This window comes from Kitasatospora sp. NPDC004614, assembly GCF_042873675.1.
GTDB lineage: Bacteria > Actinomycetota > Actinomycetes > Streptomycetales > Streptomycetaceae > Kitasatospora.
Genome location: NZ_JBIALR010000028.1, coordinates 66,139 through 86,084, shown reverse-complemented (window position 1 = coordinate 86,084; position 19,946 = coordinate 66,139). Strand labels below are relative to the sequence as shown.

The window sequence follows — 19,946 nt, the reverse complement described above, 5'->3', positions numbered from 1 at the left end:
AAACGCTCGGCTGGGAAACCCCAGCCGAGCGTCTGACTAAACTCCTCGTGGCCTAGACAACCGACCACGTGTTGCAACGATCGCTAGAAACCACCGAACGGAACCGGGCCTTCGGGCAACTCAGTGTCACACCAGGTCGTAGCGGTCCAGCTCCATCACCTTCGTCCACGCGGCGGCGAAGTCCTCGACGAACTTCCGCGCGGCGTCGTCCGAGGCGTACACCTCGGCCACCGCGCGCAGCTCCGAGTTGGAGCCGAACACCAGGTCGGCCCGGGTGCCGGTCCACTTGACCGCACCGGAGGCGTCCCGGCCCTCGTACACCGTGTTGTCGGAGGCGACCGGCGCCCAGGTGGTGTCCATGTCGAGCAGGTTGACGAAGAAGTCGTTGCTCAGGGTGCCCGGACGGTCGGTGAACACGCCGTGCTGCGAGCCGCCGTGGTTGGCGCCCAGCACCCGCAGGCCGCCGACCAGCACGGTCATCTCCGGGGCGGACAGGTTCAGCAGGTTCGCCCGGTCCACCAGCAGGTACTCGGCGGGCAGCCGGGTGGCCTTGCCGAGGTAGTTGCGGAAGCCGTCGGCCTTCGGCTCCAGCGCCGAGAACGACTCCACGTCGGTGGTCTCCTGGGTGGCGTCCACCCGGCCCGGGCGGAAGGCGACCTGGACGTCCACGCCACCGGCCTGCGCGGCCCGCTCGACCGCGGCGGAGCCCGCCAGCACGATCAGGTCGGCCAGCGAGACCTGGTGGCCGCCCTGCGCGTTGAACGCGGACCGGATGCCGTCCAGCGCGCGCAGCACCTGCGCCAGCTGCTCCGGGTCGTTGACGTCCCAGCCGCGCTGCGGCTCCAGGCGCACCCGGGCGCCGTTCGCGCCACCGCGCTTGTCGCTGCCGCGGAACGAGGACGCCGAGGCCCAGGCGGTGGAGATCAGCTGGGCGGTGGTCAGCCCGGAGGCCAGCACCCGCTCCTTCAGCACGGCGATGTCCGCCGCGTCGATCGGCTCGCCCTGCGCCTGCGGCAGCGGGTCCTGCCAGATCAGCTCCTCGCTGGGCACCTCGGGGCCGAGGTAGCGGACGACCGGGCCCATGTCGCGGTGCGTCAGCTTGAACCAGGCGCGGGCGAAGGCGTCCGCGAACGCCGCCGGGTCGTCCCGGAAGCGGCGGGAGATCGGCTCGTAGATCGGGTCGAAGCGCAGCGACAGGTCGGTGGTGAGCATCTGCGGGGCGTGCTTCTTCGCCGGGTCGAACGCGTCCGGCACGGTGCCCTCGCCGGCGCCGTCCTTCGGCTTCCACTGGTGCGCGCCGGCCGGGGACTTGGTCAGCTCCCACTCGTAGCCGAACAGGATCTCGAAGAAGGAGTTGTCCCAGGTGGTCGGCGTGTTGGTCCAGGTGACCTCCAGGCCGGAGGTGATCGCGTCACCGGCCTTGCCGGTGCCGTAGGTGCTCTTCCAGCCCAGGCCCATCTCCTCCAGGCCCGCGCCCTCGGGGGCCTCGCCGACGTTCTCCGCCGGGCCGGCGCCGTGGGTCTTGCCGAAGGTGTGGCCGCCGGCGATCAGCGCGACGGTCTCCTCGTCGTCCATCGCCATCCGGCGGAAGGTCTCGCGGATGTCGCGGGCCGCCGCGATCGGGTCCGGGTTGCCGTTGGGGCCCTCCGGGTTGACGTAGATCAGGCCCATCTGGACGGCGCCCAGCGGGTCCTCCAGGTCACGGTCGCCGGTGTAGCGCTCGTCGCCCAGCCAGGTGGTCTCGGGGCCCCAGTAGACGTCCTCGTCGGCCTCCCAGACGTCCGGCCGGCCGCCGCCGAAGCCGAAGGTGTCGAAGCCCATCGACTCCAGTGCCACGTTGCCCGACAGGATCAGCAGGTCGGCCCAGGACAGGCTCTTGCCGTACTTCTTCTTCACCGGCCACAGCACCCGGCGGGCCTTGTCCAGGTTGGCGTTGTCCGGCCACGAGTTCAGCGGGGCGAAGCGCTGCTGGCCGGCGCCCGCGCCGCCGCGGCCGTCGGAGATCCGGTAGGTGCCGGCGCTGTGCCAGGCCATCCGGATGATCAGCGGGCCGTAGTGACCGAAGTCGGCCGGCCACCAGTCCTGCGAGGTGGTGAGCGCCTGCTCGATGTCCCGCTTCACGGCGGGCAGGTCGAGGCTGTTGAACGCCTCGGCGTAGTCGAAGTCCGCGCCCAGCGGGTTCGCCACCGCCGGGTTCTTCGCGAGGATCTTCAGGTTCAGCCGGTTCGGCCACCACTGCTGGTTGCCGCCGCCCTGGGTGGGATGGGGCGCGCGGCCGTGCGCGACCGGGCAGCCGCCCGCACCCTCGGACTTGGGGTCGGTGACGATGGCGTCGTCGTTCTCGGGCATGGGAGTCCCTCCGGGTCGGGCAGATCGCACTCTTCTGACGGGCACCTTGGCTGTTCGCCGGAGTCGATCCTAAGATAGACACAGTCTAAGTCAAGAACTCCCTCAATCGGGTGGTGGTTCCCGCTCGAATCCGGTGCGCTGCCGCGCCCCCTGTACAGTTCGGGCGTCTGTTGAGCTGAATGGATGAACACATGAGTGACCTGCTGGAACGTCTGCGTGACCGGGGCTGGCGGCTGACCTCCCAGCGCCGGGTGGTGGCCGAAGTCCTCGACGGTGACCACGTCCATCTGACGGCGGACGAGGTCCACGCGCGCGCCGCCGAACGCCTCCCCGAGATCTCCCGCGCCACCGTGTACAACACCCTCGGCGAACTCGTCACCCTCGGTGAGATCCTCGAAGTCGCCACCGACGGCCGGGCCAAGCGCTACGACCCCAACGCGCACCGGCCGCACCAGCACCTGGTCTGCTTCGTCTGCGGCACCATCCGCGACGTCCACCCCACCGGCGACCCGCTGGCCTCCCTTCCCGCCGCCGAACGCTTCGGCTTCACCATCACCGCCGCCGAGGTCACCTACCGCGGACTCTGCGCCGACTGCGCCCGCGCCGCCGCCTGACGCCCACCCCCGGGCCCACCCGACCGGCGGCCCGACCCCGCCGCGCCGAGCACCGCGATCAGCACACCCGCCGCCACCAGCAGCCACCACACCCCGCGCGCCGCCGAGGTGAACGCCGCACCGCCCGCCGACACCCCACCGGCCAGCACCGTGCCCGCCACCGCCACCCCCACCGCCGAACCCGTCTGCCGGGCCGCCGAAGCCAACGCCGATGCCAGCGCCGCCATCGACACCGGCAGCCCCGCCACCGCCGTCGTGGTGACCGGCGGATTCACCGTCCCCTGGAACACCCCCACCAGCGCGAACACCGCCAACAGCGCCGGCACCGGCGTCCCCGGGCCCACCAGCAGCAACAGGCCGCCCGCCGAGGCCAGCGCCACCCCCGACACCAGCAGCGGCAGCCGCGTCCCCCGCCGCCCCACCACCCGGCCCGTCCACGGCGACAGCAGCACGATCAGCACCCCCACCGGCGCCACGCACAACCCCGCCCGCAGCGCCGACATCCCGCGCACCCCCTGCAGGTAGAGCGTCGCCGCGAACAGGAACGCCCCGAACGCGCACAGCGCCGCGAACGCCATCACCAGTGCCGACACCACCGGGACGCTGCGCAGCAGGCCCACCTCCAGCAACGGATCCGCCCGCCGCCGCTCCCACCACCCCAGCGCCGGCACCACCGCCGCCGCCACCGCCAGCGGCCCCCACACCACCGGCGCCGACCAGCCCTCCCGGCCCGCCCCGATCAGTCCGAACACCACCCCGCCCAGCAGCACCACCACCAGCAGTTGGCCCACCGGATCGAACCGCCGCGCCCGCGCCGCCCGGGACTCCGGCACCCAGCGCGCCGCTCCCGCCAGGCCCGCCGCCACCACCGGCAGGTTCACCCAGAACACCGCCCGCCAGCCCAGCGCGTCCACCAGCGCCCCGCCCAGCACCGGCCCCAGCGCCAGCGACAGCCCCGACACCGACCCGAACACCCCGACCGCCCGGGCCCGTTCCTCCCGCCCCGGGAACGTCGTCGCCACGATCGCCATCGCCACCGGGTTCAACATCGTCCCGCCCGCCGCCTGCACCGCCCGCGCCCCCACCAGCGCCCCCGCCCCCGGCGCCAGCGCACACAGCGCCGACCCCAGCCCGAACAGCGCCAGCCCCACCATGAACACCCGCCGCCGCCCCCACCGGTCCGCCGCCGCCCCCGCCGGCAGCAGAAACGCCGCCAGCACCAGCGTGTACGCGTCCACCGTCCACTGCAGCGCCGCCACCGACGCCCCCAACTCCCTTCGGACGGACGGCAATGCGACGTTCACCACGGTGATGTCCAGCACCACCATCACCATGCTCACGCAGCACACCGCGAGCACCAACCGCTTCCGCCGGTCGCCGAGTTCGGACACCTGACACCCCTCCACCCTTGCCCGGAGCGGCAATTGACGCCCCGTCCGGTCCTGGGACCCGACGCTACGATTTCGAGCGTGCTCGAAATCAAGCCCCAACCCGCGCTCCCCGCCCAGGGGTTGACCATCGCCGAGGCCGCCGCGCGGACCGGCGTCAGCGTCCACACCCTGCGCTACTACGAACGCGCCGGCCTGGTCGTCACCCCCATCGACCGCACCCCCGGCGGCCGCCGCCGCTACCACCGCCGCGACCTCGAATGGATCGACCTCTGCACCCGCCTGCGCGCCACCGGCATGCCGATCCGCACCATCCGCCGCTACGCCGAACTCGTCACCGCAGGCCCCGGCAACGAACCCGACCGCCTCGCCCTCCTCGAAGCCCACCGCACCGAAGTCGCCGCCCAGTTGACCGAACTCCAGTCCCACCTCACCCGCATCGACCACAAGGTCGACACCTACCGATCCCGCCTCACCACCGGCCACGCCACCGGCCTCTGGGCCCCCGGCGAACCGTCCCCGTGAAGACCACATTCCGCCCAACTCCGCGGCCGGGCGGGGTAGCACCACCGTCACGGCCGACGTCCCTGGGCACTCCGGTGGCCCGCTGAGCATGTTCACCGCCCAGCACGTAGGCATGAATACCGACGGCAGCCTCGGCAAGGACCTCGCCGTGTCCGGCACCCGGCAGGTGGACGGGCGCAAGGCGATCGTCGTCTCGATGACCGACGAGGACGGAAACCCCCGTCAGGCCCCCGCCGGACGACCAGGTCGTCCACCACTGACCCGCGTGATTCACGTACAGGGCCGGGAAAAGCAGAAAGACCCCAGATCAACTGGGGTCTTTCCGTTGGTGTCCGAGGGGGGACTTGAACCCCCACGCCCGATAAAGGGCACTAGCACCTCAAGCTAGCGCGTCTGCCATTCCGCCACCCGGACTAGGTGTCTTGCCGCCTTCAGGCTTCCTTTCGGCTGCCCCCTGGCGACAAAGAGAACATTACCAGGCTTCCGGAGTGCTTCTCACCTGCGTTTTCGTGGTGCGGGCCGGGATCGGTGCGCAATTCGGGCGGAAGGGGGGCAAGGCGGGCGGAGATCGGGGTGAAACAGCTGGTGGAGGGGGTTCGGGCGGGTGTTCTGGCGGCAGACCCGGCGGTGCGGGCGAGCAGGACGGGGCAGGTCGCGTGCCGAATCGGTCGGGAAGCTTCACGACACGCGTCAATCCGGTCCCGGTGCGACCCCCGACCTCCCGCTCTCCTAGCCTCGGGTGACCAGGAGCCCCGAGCGGAACGCCCGATGTCCCGACAGCTGCCGCCGGCTCCCGTCACCGCGTGAAGGGCGGCGTGCAGTGGAAGAGACGCAGAAGGCGGTCGCGACCCGACGGCCCGGCCGGAAGCCCGGGCCGGGTCAGGGCGTGTGGCGGTTCGCCGCGGCCCCGCACGAGTCCTCGGTGCCGCGCACCAGACACGCGGTGCGGGACAGGCTGCTGGCGCAGGGCATGGCGGGGGAGCGCTACCAGGAGCTGGTGGACGATCTGCTGCTGATCGTCTCGGAGCTGGTGTCGAACGCCGTCACGCACGCCGCGGCGCTTTCCCCGGAGGTGCACTGCGAACTGGTGATCGGCCCGGACCGGGTGCGGATCTCGGTGGTCGACGGCCACCCGTACCGCCCGAGGGCGCAGGAGAACGACCCGGCCCGCCCGGGCGGTCGCGGGCTGCTGCTGGTCAAGAGCGTCACGCTGCAGGCGGGCGGCGAGTGCGACGTGGAGCGCACGGCGGACGGCGGCAAGGTGATCTGGGCCGACCTGCCACTGCCCGCACCGGGGCCCGCCGGGACGGGGGACGGCCCCGACGGGGACCCGGACTACTGAGGTGTCACCAGTCGTTGCCGGCGATCTCCCGGATCCCGGGCAGCGCGGCCTCGAAGACCGTCTCGAACCACACCGAGAACGGCTTCTCGGCCCGCAGCGCGCGCAGCTCGGCGGCGGTGACGAAGCGGGTGTCCTCGACCTCGTCCGGGTTGGGGTCCGCGTCGGCGGTGATCAGGCCGACGAACAGGTGGTTCCACTCCCGCTCGATCAGCCCGGTGGTCTCGTCCGGCAGGTCGTAGCGGACGGTGCCGGCCTCGCAGAGCAGCGCGGGGGCCGCGCCCAGTTCCTCGGTGGTGCGGCGGGCGGCCGCCACGAACGGCTGCTCGCCGGGGTAGGGGTGGCCGCAACAGGTGTTCGACCAGACACCCGGCGAGTGGTACTTGCTCAGCGCCCGGCGCTGCAGCAGCATCCGGCCCTGCCGGTCGAACAGGAACACCGAGAAGGCGCGGTGGAGTCGGCCAGGCTGCTGGTGGGCCCAGTGCTTCTCGCCGGTCCCGATGGTCACGCCGTGGTCGTCGACCAGCTCCAGCATGATCTCGCCGGGTGCGGCCGGGGACTGGGCGGCGACCTCGGGGGAGAGGTCGTCGGTCGGGCTGACAGCAGGGCTCATGGGCACAATGCCCCTTTCGGCACGTGGACCGGGGGCGGCCTCCGGGCCGCCCACCCCGGTCCTTGAGGTCGGCTGCGCGCACGGCGGGACCGGATCGGACCGGCCCGGTCCGCCGACGGCGTCGGGGCCCAAGTCTGCCGCATGGCCAGGCGGGCCCGGGGCCGCGACGCACACCGCCGGGACGGTGGATCGGATGTTCGGCAGAACTGTTCGATCCGCGACAGCAGACCTTCGCCGAAGGTTCACGTCGTACCCTCAGCTGATCACCTGACCTGCCCGGGCCGCGTTCTGGCAGGTGGTCGGGGTCGCCTACCATCAGGTAGACCGGGCGGTCCGCAAGGCGCGCCCGTACGGCGCGCCGCAGCCGCGGCCGCGCCCCGGCGCCCAGACCCGCACCGGTGCGCCGGACGGCACCCGAGACCCTGGAGTCCCGCATGATCGGCCTCGTCCTGGCCGCCGGCGCAGGCCGCCGGCTTCGTCCGTACACCGACACCCTGCCCAAGGCGCTGGTGCCGGTCGACGGGGAGCGGACGGTGCTCGACCTGACCCTGGGGAACTTCGCCGAGGTCGGCCTGCGGGAGGCCGCGATCGTCGTGGGCTACCGCAAGGAGGCGGTCCACGACCGCAAGCAGGCGCTGGAGCAGAAGTACGGCGTGAAGCTCACCCTGGTCGAGAACGACAAGGCCGAGGAGTGGAACAACGCCTACTCCCTGTGGTGCGCCCGCGACCTGTTCGGTGAGGGCCTGCTGCTCGCCAACGGCGACACCGTCCACCCGGCGTCGGTGCAGCGCACCATGCTGGACGGCAACGACCGGCGGATCAAGGAGGGCAAGGCCCCCGGCATCGTGCTGGCGCTGGACACCGTGAAGAAGCTCGCCGACGAGGAGATGAAGGTCGTCGTCGACCCGGAGCTCGGGGTGCGCCGGATCACCAAGCTGATGGACCCGCTGGACGCCACCGGCGAGTACATCGGCGTCACCGTGATCAACCCGTCCGCCGGCCCGGCCCTGGCCGACGCCCTCAAGGCGGTCTTCGAGCGCGACCCGCAGCTGTACTACGAGGACGGCTACCAGGAGATGGTCGACCGCGGTCTGATCATCGACGTCCAGCCGATCGGCGAGGTCTCCTGGGTCGAGGTCGACAACCACGACGACCTGGCCAAGGCTCGGGAGATCGCGTGCCGGTACTGACCCGACTGGTGCCCTCGCCGGTGTTCGTCGAGGTGCGGGCCGGCGCACTGGACGCGCTCGGCGGCATCCTCGCCGACCAGCGGCTGTCCTCGTCCGGCCGGATCGCGGTGGCGATCAGCGGCGGCTCGGGCGCGGTGCTGCGCGAACGCCTGGAGCCGGCGCTGCCCGGCGCCGACTGGTACCAGGTCGACGACGGCACCCTGGACAGCGCGGTCCGGCTGACCGACGAGATCCGCCGCGGCCACTACGACGCCCTGGTGGGCCTCGGCGGCGGCAAGATCATCGACGTGGCCAAGTACGCCGCGGCCCGGGTCGGCCTGCCGGTGGTCGCGGTCGCCACCAACCTCGCCCACGACGGCATCTGCTCCCCGGTCTCCACCCTCGACAACGACGCCGGCCGCGGCTCCTACGGAGTGCCCGGCCCGATCGGCATCGTGGTCGACCTCGACGTCATCTCCAAGGCGCCGAAGCGGTTCGTGGCCGCCGGGATCGGCGACGCGGTCTCCAACATCTCCGCCTGCGCGGACTGGGAGCTCTCGCACACCGTCACCGGCGAGCCGGTCGACGGCCTGGCCGTGGCGATGGCCCGGGCGGCCGGCGAGAACCTGCTGCGGCACCCGGGCACCCTGGAGGACCCGGACCTGCTGACCACGCTCGCGGAAGCACTGGTACTGTCCGGCATCGCGATGAACATCGCCGGCAGCACCCGGCCCAGCTCTGGTGCCTGCCACGAGATCTCGCACGCCCTGGACGTGCTCCACCCCAAGCGGTCCGCCCAGCACGGCGAGCAGGTCGGCCTCGGCGCGGCCTTCGCCTGCTTCCTGCGGGGCGAGCAGGACCTGTCCGGACTGATCGTGGAACGCCTGCGTTTCCACGGCCTGCCGGTGACGGCCGATCAGCTCGGCTTCACCGAGGCGGAGTTCACCGAAGCGGTGCACTACGCTCCGAACACCAGACCGGGGCGCTTCACCATCCTCGAACACCTCGACCTCTCCGCCACAGACATCAGGGACGCGTACGCCGACTATGTCCAAGCCGTCAACAGCTGAACGCCCGCCGGTTGACCTCACCCGCCGCCCGTCGATCGAGGAGCTCCGGGCGGTCATCCACCCCGAGGGCATGCTCCAGCGACGCAGCGCCGAGCACTGGGCCGGCCGCCTCTACATGCGGAAGATCTCGCTGCGGATCACCCGCATCCTGTCGACCGTCACCGCCATCACGCCCAACGGCCTGACCTACCTGATGATGCTCACCGGCATCCTGGCCGGCATCGCCCTGGTGGTCCCGGGCCTGGGCGGCGCGATCCTCGGCGCTCTGCTGATCCAGATCTACCTGCTGCTGGACTGCGTGGACGGCGAGGTCGCCCGCTGGCGCCGCCAGACCTCGCTGACCGGTGTGTACCTGGACCGGGTCGGCCACTACATGTCCGAGGCGGCGCTGCTCACCGGCCTCGGCCTGCGGGCCACCGACCTGCTGCACCGCGAGGGCTCGCACTCCGCCTGGCAGTGGGCCTTCCTCGGCACGCTGGCCGCGCTCGGCGCGATCCTGATCAAGTCCGAGACCGACCTGGTCGACGTCGCCCGGGCCCGCTCCGGCCTGACCGCCGTCCTGGACGAGGCCTCGGTGCCGCGTTCGAACGCCGTCGCCAAGGCCCGCCGGGCCGCCTCGCTGCTGAAGTTCCACCGCCTGGTCGGCGCCGTCGAGGCCTCCCTGTTCATCCTGGCCGCCGGCATCGCCGACCAGGTCCACGGAGGCCTGTACTTCACCCGCCTCGCCGTGGTGGTGCTGGCCGCCATCGCGATGCTGCAGACCGTCCTGCACCTGCTGTCCATCGTGCTCTCCAGCAGGCTCCGATGAGCGACGACTTCCGCCTCGGCGCGGTCATCATCACCATGGGCAACCGGCCCGCCGAACTGAACGCGCTGATCGAGTCGGTGCGCGCCCAGCAGGGCCCGCCGGTCGAACTCGCCGTGGTCGGCAACGGCGCCCCGCTGCCCCCGCTGCCGGCTGACGTGCGCACCGTCGAACTGCCCGAGAACCTGGGCATCCCCGGCGGCCGCAACGTCGGCATCGAGCTGTTCGGCCCGGACGGCCGGGACGTCGACGCGGTGCTGTTCCTGGACGACGACGGCTCGCTGCCGAACACCGACTCCGCCGAACTGCTGCGGAAGGCCTTCACCGCCGACCCGTCGCTGGGCATCGTCTCGTTCCGGATCGCCGACCCGGAGACCGGCACCACGCAGCGCCGGCACGTGCCCCGGCTGCGCGCCAGCGACCCGCTGCGCGCCTCCCGGGTCACCACCTTCCTGGGCGGCGCCAGCGCGGTGCGCAGCGCGGTCTTCCCGCAGGCCGGGCAGCTGCCCGCGGAGTTCTTCTACGCCCACGAGGAGACCGACCTGGCCTGGCGGGCGCTGGACGCCGGCTGGTCGATCGACTACCTCCCGGACGTGGTGCTCTACCACCCGGCGACCTCCCCGGCCCGGCACGCGGCGTACTTTCACAACGTGGCCCGCAACCGGGTGTGGCTGGCCCGACGGAACCTTCCGGCCCCCTTGGTGCCTCTCTATCTGGGGACCTGGTTCCTGCTGACGGTCGCCCGGCGGCCCTCCGGTTCGGCGCTCAAGGCGTGGCTCGGCGGGTTCCGGGCAGGCTGGAGCGAGCCCTGCGGCCCGCGTCGGCCGATGAAGTGGTCCACCGTCTGGCGCTTGACCAGGCTCGGCAGACCGCCAATCATCTGATCGCAACCGGTCGGCAATACCCTCGCCGCCCGCACGCAAACCTGAGCTCCTCGTGGTACGCCCCGGTTCCGCGCCCCGTCCCCCCGGGGCCGCGGAATTTCGACCCCCTGAAGGACGAATGTGTCGACACTGAGTGACCCGGTCAACCTCTCCGCACCGAGGGGCACCGACGCGGGTCTGACCCCGAAGCAACTGGCGGACAAGTACGGGCTGTCCGTCAGCGGCAAGCGGCCGAGTCTGCCGAAGTACATCGGCCAGCTGTGGGCCCGGCGCGCCTTCATCAGCTCGTTCGCGACCGCCCGCCTGGTCGCGCAGTACACCACCGCGAAGCTCGGCCAGCTCTGGCAGGTGCTCACCCCGCTGCTCAACTGCGCGGTGTTCTACCTGGTCTTCGGTGTGATCATGCAGAGCCGGGACGGCGTCCCGGTCTACATCGCCTGGCTGTGCGTCGGCGTCTTCGTGTTCCAGTTCTCGCAGAGCGCGATCCAGGCCGGCACCCGCTCGATCTCCGACAACCTCGGCCTGATCCGGGCACTGCACTTCCCGCGCGCCTCGCTGCCGATCGCGTTCACCGTGATCCAGCTCCAGCAGCTGCTGATCTCGATGGTGGTCCTGGTCGCCATCGTGCTGGCCAACGGCATCCGTCCGGCCATGACCTGGCTGCTGATCATCCCGGCGCTGGTGCTGCAGTCGCTGTTCAACACCGGCCTGGCCATGGTGATGGCCCGGATCGGTGCCAAGACCTCGGACATCTCGCAGCTGATGCCCTTCCTGCTGCGCACCTGGATGTACGTCTCCGGCGTGATGTACAGCGTCTCCGGCTACATCAAGAGCTGGCCGACGATCTGGCAGACGGTCTACTCCTGGAACCCGGCGACGGTCTACATGGACCTGATGCGCTACGCGTTCATGCCGGACAGCTTCGACAAGAGCAAGTACCCGGGCGGCTACGACGCGGCGGGCCACAAGCTCCCCGAGGCGCTGAACCTCCCGCACCACATCTGGATCATGGCCGGCACCTGGGCGGTCGTCGCCTTCGTCATCGGCTTCGTGTTCTTCTGGAAGTCCGAGGAGGAGTACGGCCGTGGCTGACGCAGCGATCGACACCCTGAAGGAGACCACCGCGGTGGACAACCAGGCCCGGGTCCCCACCGTCGTGGTGGACGACGTGCACATCATCTACAAGGTGCACGGCGCGGGCGCCGGCAAGGGCAGCGCCACCTCGGCGCTGAGCCGGATGATCACCCGCAAGAAGTCGCCCGCGATCCGCGAGGTGCACGCGGTCCGCGGCATCAGCTTCACCGCGTACAAGGGCGAGGCCGTCGGCCTGATCGGCTCGAACGGCTCCGGCAAGTCGACCATGCTGGCGGCCATCGCCGGCCTGCTGCCGACCGCCAAGGGCGCCATCTACACCCACGGCCAGCCCTCGCTGCTGGGCGTGAACGCGGCGCTGATGAACGACCTGACCGGCGAGCGCAACGTGGTGCTGGGCTGCCTGGCGATGGGCATGTCCCCGGCCCAGGTGCGCGAGCGCTACCAGAGCATCGTGGACTTCTCGGGCATCAACGAGAAGGGCGACTTCATCTCGCTCCCGATGCGCACCTACTCCTCCGGCATGGGCGCCCGCCTGCGGTTCTCCATCGCCGCGGCGAAGACCCACGACGTGCTGCTGATCGACGAGGCCCTCGCCACCGGCGACCAGGGCTTCCAGCAGCGCTCCAAGGCCCGGATCAACGAGCTGCGCAAGGAGGCCGGCACGGTCTTCCTGGTCAGCCACGACAACAACGCGATCCGCGAGACCTGTGAGCGCACCATCTGGATCGAGCACGGCGAGCTGATCATGGACGGGCACACCGACGAGGTGGTCCGGCGGTACGAGAAGGGCGAGCGCCCCTGACGGGGCGCGGCCGACGGTCGCAGGGCCGGTGCGCGGGGAGCTCTCCCCGGCACCGGCCCTGCGCCGTGCGGCGGGTGAAGGCGTGGCGACGGAAGCGTGTCCGAGGCGCGATGGCGGCCGGGACCGGTGTAGAACGGGGGAGTGACGGCAGTGTCGGCTTCAATCAAATCTGATAACCAGACAGCGGCGGTGACGCTGGACAAGGCGGACCTGGAGAACTTCCCGGTCGCCCCCGCCTTCCTGCCCGCCGCCTGGCGCGGCGACCTGATGGCAGTCTACGGCTTCGCCCGGCTGATCGACGACGCCGGCGACGGCGACCTCGCCGACCCGGCCTCCGTCGCCCACCTGCTGGACGTCCCCGGCGCGCCGCAGGACGAAGGCTTCCGGCCGGCCCTGCTGGACGGCCTGGAGCGGGACCTCGACCGGGCCTTCGCCACCGCCCTCGGCGACGACCGCGCGCAGGGCGGCACCGTGCTCGGCACCGCCGCCGGCGAGCCCCGGCACCCGCTGGTCCGCCGCCTGGTCCCGCTGATCGAACAGCACGCCGTCACCCCCGAGCCGTTCCGCCGGCTGATCGAGGCCAACCGGGTCGACCAGACCGTCACCCGCTACCCGACCTACGACGACCTGCGGCACTACTGCACGCTCTCCGCCGACCCGGTCGGCCGCCTGGTGCTCGCGCTGGCCGGCCGCGCCACCCCCGAGCGGATCGAACTCTCCGACGCGATCTGCACCGCGCTGCAGATCGTCGAACACCTGCAGGACGTCGCCGAGGACCTCGACCGCGGCCGGATCTACCTCCCGCAGGAGGACCTCGCCACCTTCGGCGTCACCGAACAGGACCTCGCCGCCCCCGCCGCCTCGCGCGAGGTGCGGCAGCTGATCGCCTGGGAGTCGAGCCGGGCCCGGACCCTGCTCGATCGCGGCGCGCCGCTGGTAGGTACGGTTCACGGGAGGCTTCGACTGCTGCTGGCGGGATTCACCGCCGGCGGGTACGCGGCCCTGGACGCCATCGCGGCGGCCGGGTACGACGTGCTCGCGCACCGGGCGAAGCCGGACAAGCGCCGCCTGGCCGGCCGGGCGGCGGCACTTTTCGCGAAGGGAAGGTGAGCGCCCGCGTGGGGGCATCACCACTGGCGTCCGCGCCGGTCATGGCGGCCTACCGGTACTGCGAGGCGGTCACCGCCCTGCAGGCCCGCAACTTCAGCTACGGCATCCGCCTGCTGCCCGAGGCCAAGCGGCTGGCGATGTCCGCGCTGTACGCGCTGGCCCGCCGGGTCGACGACATCGGCGACGGCGAACTGCCCGCCGAGCAGAAGACCGAGGCGCTGGCCCGCACCCGCGTCCTGCTGGACGAGATCCGGGCGGGCGCGGTCGGCGAGGACGACACCGACCCGATCAAGGTCGCGCTGGCCGACGCCGCCCGCCGCTTCCCGATCCCGCTCGGCGGTTTCGACGAGCTGATCGACGGCGTCGAGATGGACCTCAAGGGCGTCGAGTACGAGACCTTCGACGAGCTCAAGGTGTACTGCCGCTGCGTGGCCGGGTCGATCGGCCGGCTCTCGCTCGGCGTGTACGGCTGCGAGGACTGGGAGCGCGGCGCCGCCTACGCCGACACCCTGGGACTGGCGCTGCAAATCACCAACATCCTGCGCGACCTGCGCGAGGACGCCCTGAACGGCCGCACCTACCTGCCCGCCGAGGACCTCGCCCGGTTCGGCTGCCAGCAGGGCTTCGCCCTCCCGAAGCTCCCGCTCGGCGCCGACTTCACCGGCCTGGTCGCCTTCGAGGCCGACCGCGCCCAGCAGGCCTTCACCGAGGGCCTGCAACTGCTGCCGATGCTCGACCGCCGCAGCCGCGCCGCCACCGCCGCGATGGCCGGCATCTACCACCGCCTGCTCGGCCGGATCGCCGCCGACCCGCACTCGGTGCTCCGCGGCCGGGTCTCGCTGCCCGGCTGGGAGAAGGCGTACGTGGCACTGTCCGGGCTCGCCGGAGGGCGTTCTTGATTCTCACGCCAGTTATGTCACGCTGTGTCAACAGGGAGTCACGACGCATGCGCACGTTGTTGTGCCCTCAGTCCACTGCCGCCAGGGAGGACCGATGAGCACGCCGACGCCGCAGCGGCAGCGCACCGCCGTGGTGATCGGCGGCGGCCTGGCCGGCATCACCGCCGCACTCCGGCTGGCCGAGGCCGGTGTGCGCACCACCCTGGTCGAGGCCCGCCCCCGGCTCGGTGGCCTGGCCTTCTCCTTCAAGCGCGGCGACCTGACGGTCGACAACGGCCAGCACGTCTACCTGCGCTGCTGCACCGCCTACCGCGGCCTGATCGACCGCCTCGGCGCGAACGCCCTGGTCGACCTCCAGGACCGGCTGGACGTCCCGGTGCTCGGCCTGGCCGCCGACGGCACCCGCAGCCTCGGCCGGCTGCGCCGCGCCGCCCTGCCCGTCCCGCTGCACCTGGCCGGCAGCCTCGCCACCTACCGTCACCTGAGCCCGGCCGACCGGCTGCGGGTGGTGCGCGGCGCGCTCGCCCTCAAGGGCCTCGACCAGGACGACCCGGCGCTCGACGAGATCTCCTTCGGCGAGTGGCTGCGCCGCCACGGCCAGACCCCGGCCACCATCGAAGCGGTCTGGGACCTGGTGGGTGTCGCCACCCTGAACGCCACCGCCGACCGCACCTCGATGGCGCTGGCCGCCAAGGTGTTCCAGACCGGCCTGCTGTCCGACCCGGGCGCCGCCGACATCGGCATCGCCCGCGTCCCGCTCGGCGAGATCCACCACGACCGGGCCCGCGCCGAACTCGAACGCGCGGGCGTCCGGGTGCTGCTGCGCACCAAGGCCGCGGAACTCAAGGCCGCCGAGCCGAACGCCGTCCGGCTGGAGAGCGGCGAACTGCTCACCGCCGACACCGTGGTGCTGGCCGGCGCCCAGGACACCGCGGCGGCGCTGCTGCCGCCGGGCGCGATCCCCGGGCAGGAGCGGCTCGCCGAGTTCGGCACCGCGCCGATCCTCAACGTGCACGTGATCTACGACCGGCCGCTGATCCGCCGTCCGTTCTTCGCCGCGATCGGCTCCCCGGTGCAGTTCGTCTTCGACCGCACCCCGCACTCCGGCCTGGACGTCCCCGGCGCCCAGTACCTGGCGGTGTCGCAGTCCGCCGCCGAGGACGAGATCGACCTGCCGGTCGCCGAGCTGCGCGAGCGCTACCTGCCCGAGCTGGCCCGGCTGCTGCCCGCCGCCCGCGACGCGCGGGTGCTGGACTTCTTCGTCACCCGGGAGCGCACCGCCACCTTCGACCCGGCGCCCGGCACCGCCCGGCTGCGCCCCGGCGCGCGCACCGAACTGCCGGGCATCCTGCTGGCCGGCTCCTGGACGGCCACCGGCTGGCCCGCGACCATGGAGGGCGCGGTGCGCAGCGGGCACGCCGCGGCCGACGCCGCCCTGGCCGGCACCGGCCGGCTCCCGGTTGATCGCGCGGACGGGCGGTGGCCCCGATGACGGCGACCCGGCAGTCCCCGACCACCGACATCGCACCCGGCCGGCCGCCGTTCGCGGCCGGTCAGACGTACCGAGAGGGAACGCACGTGGAGGCACGCACCGGCTCGACGGTCGGGGACACCCTGACGGTCCTGGACCTGCTGGCGCGCGGGCGCACGCTCTGCGCGCCGCCGATGCGCGAGGCCGTCGCCCGTCTGGCCGCGCCGATGGACACCGTCGCGGCGTACCACTTCGGCTGGATCGACCGCGACGGCAAGCCCGCCGCGGGCGACGGCGGCAAGGCGGTGCGCCCGGCGCTGGCGCTGCTGTCGGCCGAGGCGGTCGGCGCGGATGCGCAGGTGGGCGTACCGGGCGGCGTGTCGGTCGAGCTGGTGCACAATTTCTCCCTTCTTCATGATGATCTGATGGACGGTGACGAGACGCGTCGGCACCGGGCCACCGCCTGGACGGTGTTCGGCCCGGCGCAGGCCGTGCTGGTCGGCGACGCGCTGTCCACTCTCGGCACCGAGGTCCTGCTGGACGCCGCGGTGACCGGCGGGGCCACCCCGACCGACGCCGCCCGCGCGGTCCGTCTGATCACCACCGCGACCCGGCGGCTGATCGACGGTCAGGCGCTGGACGTCTCGTTCGAACAGCGGGACGTGGTGACGGTCGAGGAGTGCCTGACCATGGAGGGCGGCAAGACCGGCGCCCTGCTGGCGGCCTCCGCGGCGATCGGCGCGGTACTGGCCGGCGCCGACGACCGGATCTCCGACGCGCTCCAGCGGTACGGCTACCACCTGGGTCTGGCGTTCCAGGCGGTGGACGACCTGCTGGGCATCTGGGGTGCCACCGAAGTGACGGGCAAGCCGCACTGGAGCGACCTCCAGTCGCGCAAGAAGTCGCTGCCGGTGTGCGCCGCGCTGGCCGAGGGGGGCGCCGCCTCCCGCGAGCTGGCCGCACAGCTGGCCGACCCGACCGGCCGCGGCGAGGAGAGCGAGCAGCAGCTCGCCGCCCGCGCCGCGCTGATCGAGCAGGCCGGCGGCCGGGCCTGGACGCAGGAAGAGGCCCGCCGCCAGTACGACACCGCCCTCGCCGCGCTCGGCGAGGTGCCCATGGCCGACGAGGTGCGCGAGCACTTCGTCGCACTCGCCGAATTCGTGGTGGTCAGAGAGAGGTGACGTAAGAGTGACAGCAACCGCGGGTGGAAGGCTCGGACCCCAAACCTCAGTTGCAGTAACACGATCTGACGATTCCTCACCCGCGGCGGCGCTCAGCCGGGCCACCGCACACCTGCTGTCACTCCAGCACGCCGACGGCTGGTGGAAGGGCGACCTGGAGACCAACGTCACCATGGACGCCGAAGACCTGCTGCTCCGCCAGTTCCTCGGCATCCGCACCGAGGAGCAGACCCGGGCCACCGCGGCCTGGATCCGCTCCCGGCAGCGGGAGGACGGCACCTGGGCCACCTTCCACGGCGGCCCGCCCGAGCTGTCCACCACCGTCGAGGCGTACGTCGCCCTCCGGCTCGCCGGGGACCCCCCGGACGCCCCGCACCTGCGCGCCGCCGCCGCCTTCGTCCGGGAGAACGGCGGCATCGCCGCCACCCGGGTGTTCACCCGGATCTGGCTCGCCCTGTTCGGCTGGTGGCCCTGGGCGAAACTCCCCGAACTGCCCCCCGAAGTGCTGTTCCTGCCCAGATGGGCGCCGCTGAACATCTACTCCTTCGGCCAATGGGCCCGGCAGACCATCGTCCCGCTGACCGTGGTCTCCGCCCACCGCCCGGTCCGCCCGGCTCCGTTCGACCTCACCGAGCTGCACACCGACCCGGCCGATCCGTACCCGAGGCGGCCGCTCGCCCCCGCGCACAGTTGGGACGGCCTCTTCCAGCGCCTCGACCAGCTGATGCACCGCTACCACCGGCACGCCGTCAAACCGGTGCGCCGCCTCGCACTGCGGCAGGCCGCCGCCTGGATCGTCGAACGGCAGGAGGCCGACGGCTGCTGGGGCGGCATCCAGCCCCCCGCCGTGTACTCGCTGATCGCGCTGCGGCTGCTCGGCTACCGCCTCGACCACCCCGTGATGAAGGCCGGACTGGCCGCGTTCGACAGCTTCACCGTGCACACCGAGGACGGCAAGCGCTGGCTGGAGGCCTGTCAGTCCCCGGTCTGGGACACCTGCCTGGCCGCCATCGCGCTGCGCGACGCCGGACTGCCCGGCGACCACCCCGCGCTGGTGCGGGCCGGCGACTGGATGCTCGGCGAGGAGGTCACCACCCGCGGCGACTGGGCCGTCAAACGCCCCCGGCTCGCCCCCGGCGGCTGGGCGTTCGAATTCCAGAACGACACCTACCCGGACGTCGACGACACCGCCGAGGTGGTGCTCGCGCTGCGCCGGATCGACCACCCCGACCGGGTCCGGCTGGCCGGCGCCGTCGAACGAGCCGTCGGCTGGAACCTCGGCATGCAGTCCAAGGACGGCGCCTGGGGCGCCTTCGACGCCGACAACACCAGCAAACTCCCCAACAAGCTGCCGTTCTGCGACTTCGGCGAAGTCATCGACCCGCCCTCCGCGGACGTCACCGCGCACGTGGTCGAGATGCTCGCCGAGACCGGCCGCGCCCGCGACCCCCGCACCCGGCGCGGCGTCGCCTGGCTGCTGAGCCACCAGGAGGCCGACGGCTCCTGGTTCGGCCGGTGGGGCACCAACTACATCTACGGCACCGGCTCCGTGGTGCCCGCCCTGATCGCCGCCGGACTCACCCCCGGCCACCCCTCCGTCCGCCGCGCCGTCGGCTGGCTGACCGGCCGGCAGAACACCGACGGCGGCTGGGGCGAGGACATGCGCTCCTACGAGGACCCGGCCACCTGGGCCGGCCGCGGCGACTCCACCGCCTCGCAGACCGCCTGGGCCCTGATGGCGCTGCTCGCCGCCGGCGAACGCGACTCGGAGGCGGTCGAACGCGGCATCGCCTGGCTGACCCGCACCCAGCGGCCCGACGGCAGCTGGGACGAACCGCAGTTCACCGGCACCGGGTTCCCCTGGGACTTCTCCATCAACTACCACCTGTACCGGCTGGTCTTCCCGGTCACCGCGCTCGGCCGGTACGTGCACGACGCCCCGCTCGGCCGCGGTGGCCGGCGATGAACGACCCCCTGCTGGTGCTCTGCGCGCTGCGACCCGAGGCCTGGGCGCTGCGCGGCGGCGACTGGTCCGGCGCGGCCGGCGGCCCCCCGGTGCTGGCCCGCACCGGGATGGGCCGCCGGACCGCCGGGCGGCGGGCCGGCGCGCTGCTGGACGTCGGCGGCTACGGGGCGCTGCTGGTCGCCGGGTTCGGCGCCGCGGTCGGCCCCGGGGTGCGCCCGGGCGAGGTGATCGTCGCCGACCGGGTCACCGACGCCGAGGGCAGCGTCCACCCGCTGGGCACCGCGCCCGCGCTGGCCACCGCCCTGGAGGAGGCCGGGATCCGCGCCCACCTGGGCACCCACCGCACCGCCGACCACGTGGTGCGCGGCGCCGAACGGGCCCGGCTGCACGCCGAGGGCGCGCTCGCCGTCGACATGGAGGCCGCCGCGGTGCTCGCCGCCCGCGCCGAGCGCGCCCCCGACCTGCCCGCCGCCGTGCTGCGGGTGGTGGTCGACACCCCCGAGCGGGAACTCATCCGCCTCAGCACCCTGCCCGCCGGATTCCGCGCCTGGCGGGTGCTGCGCGCCGCCGTCCCCGCCCTCACCGCGTGGCACCGGCAACTGGCCGCCGCGCCCCGTCCGCCGACGACCACACAGCCCTCGACGCTCCCTCAGGAAGCGAGCTAAG

18 protein-coding genes and 1 tRNA gene are annotated in these 19,946 nt (G+C 72.6%); 15 read left to right on the top strand and 4 right to left on the bottom strand.

What is annotated here, in order from left to right; translation table 11 throughout:
- Positions 1-126: 126 nt before the first annotated feature.
- Positions 127-2,349 (bottom strand): catalase/peroxidase HPI, encoded by a 2,223-nt coding sequence (gene katG / locus ACFYST_RS34510; protein ID WP_387868209.1) that lies wholly within the window; start codon positions 2,347-2,349, stop codon positions 127-129.
- A 191-nt stretch (positions 2,350-2,540) separates the two neighbouring features.
- Between katG and ACFYST_RS34505 the strand changes: the two genes are divergently transcribed.
- Positions 2,541-2,963, top strand: a complete 423-nt coding sequence (locus ACFYST_RS34505) for a Fur family transcriptional regulator (RefSeq protein ID WP_387645194.1) — start codon at positions 2,541-2,543, stop codon at positions 2,961-2,963.
- On the opposite strand, the gene ACFYST_RS34500 is transcribed toward ACFYST_RS34505, so the two are convergent.
- On the bottom strand, positions 2,921-4,354 hold the full coding sequence (locus ACFYST_RS34500) for an MFS transporter (protein ID WP_387868206.1): 1,434 nt from the start codon (positions 4,352-4,354) through the stop codon (positions 2,921-2,923). The two genes, ACFYST_RS34505 and ACFYST_RS34500, sit on opposite strands and share 43 nt — an antisense overlap.
- A gap of 78 nt (positions 4,355-4,432) precedes the next feature.
- Between ACFYST_RS34500 and ACFYST_RS34495 the strand changes: the two genes are divergently transcribed.
- Positions 4,433-4,876 (top strand): MerR family transcriptional regulator, encoded by a 444-nt coding sequence (locus ACFYST_RS34495; protein WP_387868204.1) that lies wholly within the window; start codon positions 4,433-4,435, stop codon positions 4,874-4,876.
- Positions 4,877-5,202: 326 nt separating this feature from the next.
- On the opposite strand, the gene ACFYST_RS34490 is transcribed toward ACFYST_RS34495, so the two are convergent.
- Positions 5,203-5,290, bottom strand: a tRNA-Leu gene (locus ACFYST_RS34490).
- Positions 5,291-5,696: 406 nt separating this feature from the next.
- On the opposite strand from ACFYST_RS34490, the gene ACFYST_RS34485 reads away from it, so the two are divergent.
- Complete coding sequence (locus ACFYST_RS34485; RefSeq protein WP_387645185.1) at positions 5,697-6,218, top strand: ATP-binding protein; 522 nt, start codon at positions 5,697-5,699, stop codon at positions 6,216-6,218.
- 4 nt (positions 6,219-6,222) lie between these two features.
- Here the strand turns inward: ACFYST_RS34485 and idi are convergent, their stop codons facing one another.
- Entirely contained in the window at positions 6,223-6,834 is a 612-nt protein-coding gene (gene idi / locus ACFYST_RS34480) for an isopentenyl-diphosphate Delta-isomerase (RefSeq protein WP_387868202.1), read from the bottom strand.
- Positions 6,835-7,262: 428 nt separating this feature from the next.
- Between idi and ACFYST_RS34475 the strand changes: the two genes are divergently transcribed.
- From ACFYST_RS34475 to ACFYST_RS34420, 12 genes are all read left to right on the top strand, one after another.
- The gene (locus tag ACFYST_RS34475; RefSeq protein ID WP_387645180.1) at positions 7,263-8,018 is read left to right on the top strand and encodes a sugar phosphate nucleotidyltransferase; all 756 of its coding nucleotides are present in this window, start codon (positions 7,263-7,265) and stop codon (positions 8,016-8,018) included.
- Positions 8,006-9,067, top strand: coding sequence for an iron-containing alcohol dehydrogenase family protein (locus ACFYST_RS34470; protein ID WP_387645177.1), 1,062 nt, complete (start codon positions 8,006-8,008; stop codon positions 9,065-9,067). Before ACFYST_RS34475 ends, ACFYST_RS34470 begins: the two co-directional genes overlap by 13 nt.
- Entirely contained in the window at positions 9,045-9,875 is an 831-nt protein-coding gene (locus tag ACFYST_RS34465; protein WP_387645175.1) for a CDP-alcohol phosphatidyltransferase family protein, read from the top strand. The genes ACFYST_RS34470 and ACFYST_RS34465 overlap by 23 nt, the downstream gene beginning before the upstream one ends.
- On the top strand, positions 9,872-10,756 hold the full coding sequence (locus ACFYST_RS34460) for a glycosyltransferase family 2 protein (protein ID WP_387645172.1): 885 nt from the start codon (positions 9,872-9,874) through the stop codon (positions 10,754-10,756). Before ACFYST_RS34465 ends, ACFYST_RS34460 begins: the two co-directional genes overlap by 4 nt.
- Positions 10,757-10,876: 120 nt before the next feature.
- Positions 10,877-11,848 carry an ABC transporter permease gene (locus ACFYST_RS34455; protein ID WP_387868199.1) on the top strand — a complete coding sequence of 324 codons (972 nt, stop codon included), beginning with the start codon at positions 10,877-10,879 and terminating at the stop codon, positions 11,846-11,848.
- Positions 11,841-12,653, top strand: coding sequence for an ABC transporter ATP-binding protein (locus tag ACFYST_RS34450; RefSeq protein ID WP_387645167.1), 813 nt, complete (start codon positions 11,841-11,843; stop codon positions 12,651-12,653). The genes ACFYST_RS34455 and ACFYST_RS34450 overlap by 8 nt, the downstream gene beginning before the upstream one ends.
- Before the next feature lie 189 nt (positions 12,654-12,842).
- Positions 12,843-13,763 (top strand): squalene synthase HpnC, encoded by a 921-nt coding sequence (hpnC, locus tag ACFYST_RS34445; RefSeq protein WP_387868197.1) that lies wholly within the window; start codon positions 12,843-12,845, stop codon positions 13,761-13,763.
- A gap of 41 nt (positions 13,764-13,804) precedes the next feature.
- A complete protein-coding gene (gene hpnD, locus ACFYST_RS34440; protein WP_387645953.1) occupies positions 13,805-14,662 on the top strand; it encodes a presqualene diphosphate synthase HpnD in 858 nt (285 codons plus the stop codon).
- Between the two features lie 94 nt (positions 14,663-14,756).
- A complete protein-coding gene (hpnE, locus tag ACFYST_RS34435) occupies positions 14,757-16,154 on the top strand; it encodes a hydroxysqualene dehydroxylase HpnE (RefSeq protein WP_387868194.1) in 1,398 nt (465 codons plus the stop codon).
- Between the two features lie 86 nt (positions 16,155-16,240).
- On the top strand, positions 16,241-17,314 hold the full coding sequence (locus ACFYST_RS34430) for a polyprenyl synthetase family protein (protein WP_387868191.1): 1,074 nt from the start codon (positions 16,241-16,243) through the stop codon (positions 17,312-17,314).
- Positions 17,315-17,321: 7 nt separating this feature from the next.
- Positions 17,322-19,280 carry a squalene--hopene cyclase gene (shc, locus tag ACFYST_RS34425; RefSeq protein WP_387868189.1) on the top strand — a complete coding sequence of 653 codons (1,959 nt, stop codon included), beginning with the start codon at positions 17,322-17,324 and terminating at the stop codon, positions 19,278-19,280.
- Positions 19,277-19,945: a 1-hydroxy-2-methyl-2-butenyl 4-diphosphate reductase gene (locus tag ACFYST_RS34420; RefSeq protein WP_387868187.1), complete on the top strand. Its 669-nt coding sequence runs from the start codon at positions 19,277-19,279 to the stop codon at positions 19,943-19,945. Before shc ends, ACFYST_RS34420 begins: the two co-directional genes overlap by 4 nt.
- The last annotated feature ends 1 nt before the right edge of the window (position 19,946 follow it).

Bases quoted from the DNA above. Each gene is read 5' to 3' on its own strand.
- katG (WP_387868209.1), bottom strand. From the start codon at position 2,349: ATGCCCGAGAACGACGACGCCATCGTCACCGACCCCAAGTCCGAGGGT.
- ACFYST_RS34505 (WP_387645194.1), top strand. From the start codon at position 2,541: ATGAGTGACCTGCTGGAACGTCTGCGTGACCGGGGCTGGCGGCTGACC.
- ACFYST_RS34475 (WP_387645180.1), top strand. From the start codon at position 7,263: ATGATCGGCCTCGTCCTGGCCGCCGGCGCAGGCCGCCGGCTTCGTCCG.
- ACFYST_RS34465 (WP_387645175.1), top strand. From the start codon at position 9,045: ATGTCCAAGCCGTCAACAGCTGAACGCCCGCCGGTTGACCTCACCCGC.
- ACFYST_RS34460 (WP_387645172.1), top strand. From the start codon at position 9,872: ATGAGCGACGACTTCCGCCTCGGCGCGGTCATCATCACCATGGGCAAC.
- hpnD (WP_387645953.1), top strand. From the start codon at position 13,805: ATGGCGGCCTACCGGTACTGCGAGGCGGTCACCGCCCTGCAGGCCCGC.
- hpnE (WP_387868194.1), top strand. From the start codon at position 14,757: ATGAGCACGCCGACGCCGCAGCGGCAGCGCACCGCCGTGGTGATCGGC.
- ACFYST_RS34420 (WP_387868187.1), top strand. From the start codon at position 19,277: ATGAACGACCCCCTGCTGGTGCTCTGCGCGCTGCGACCCGAGGCCTGG.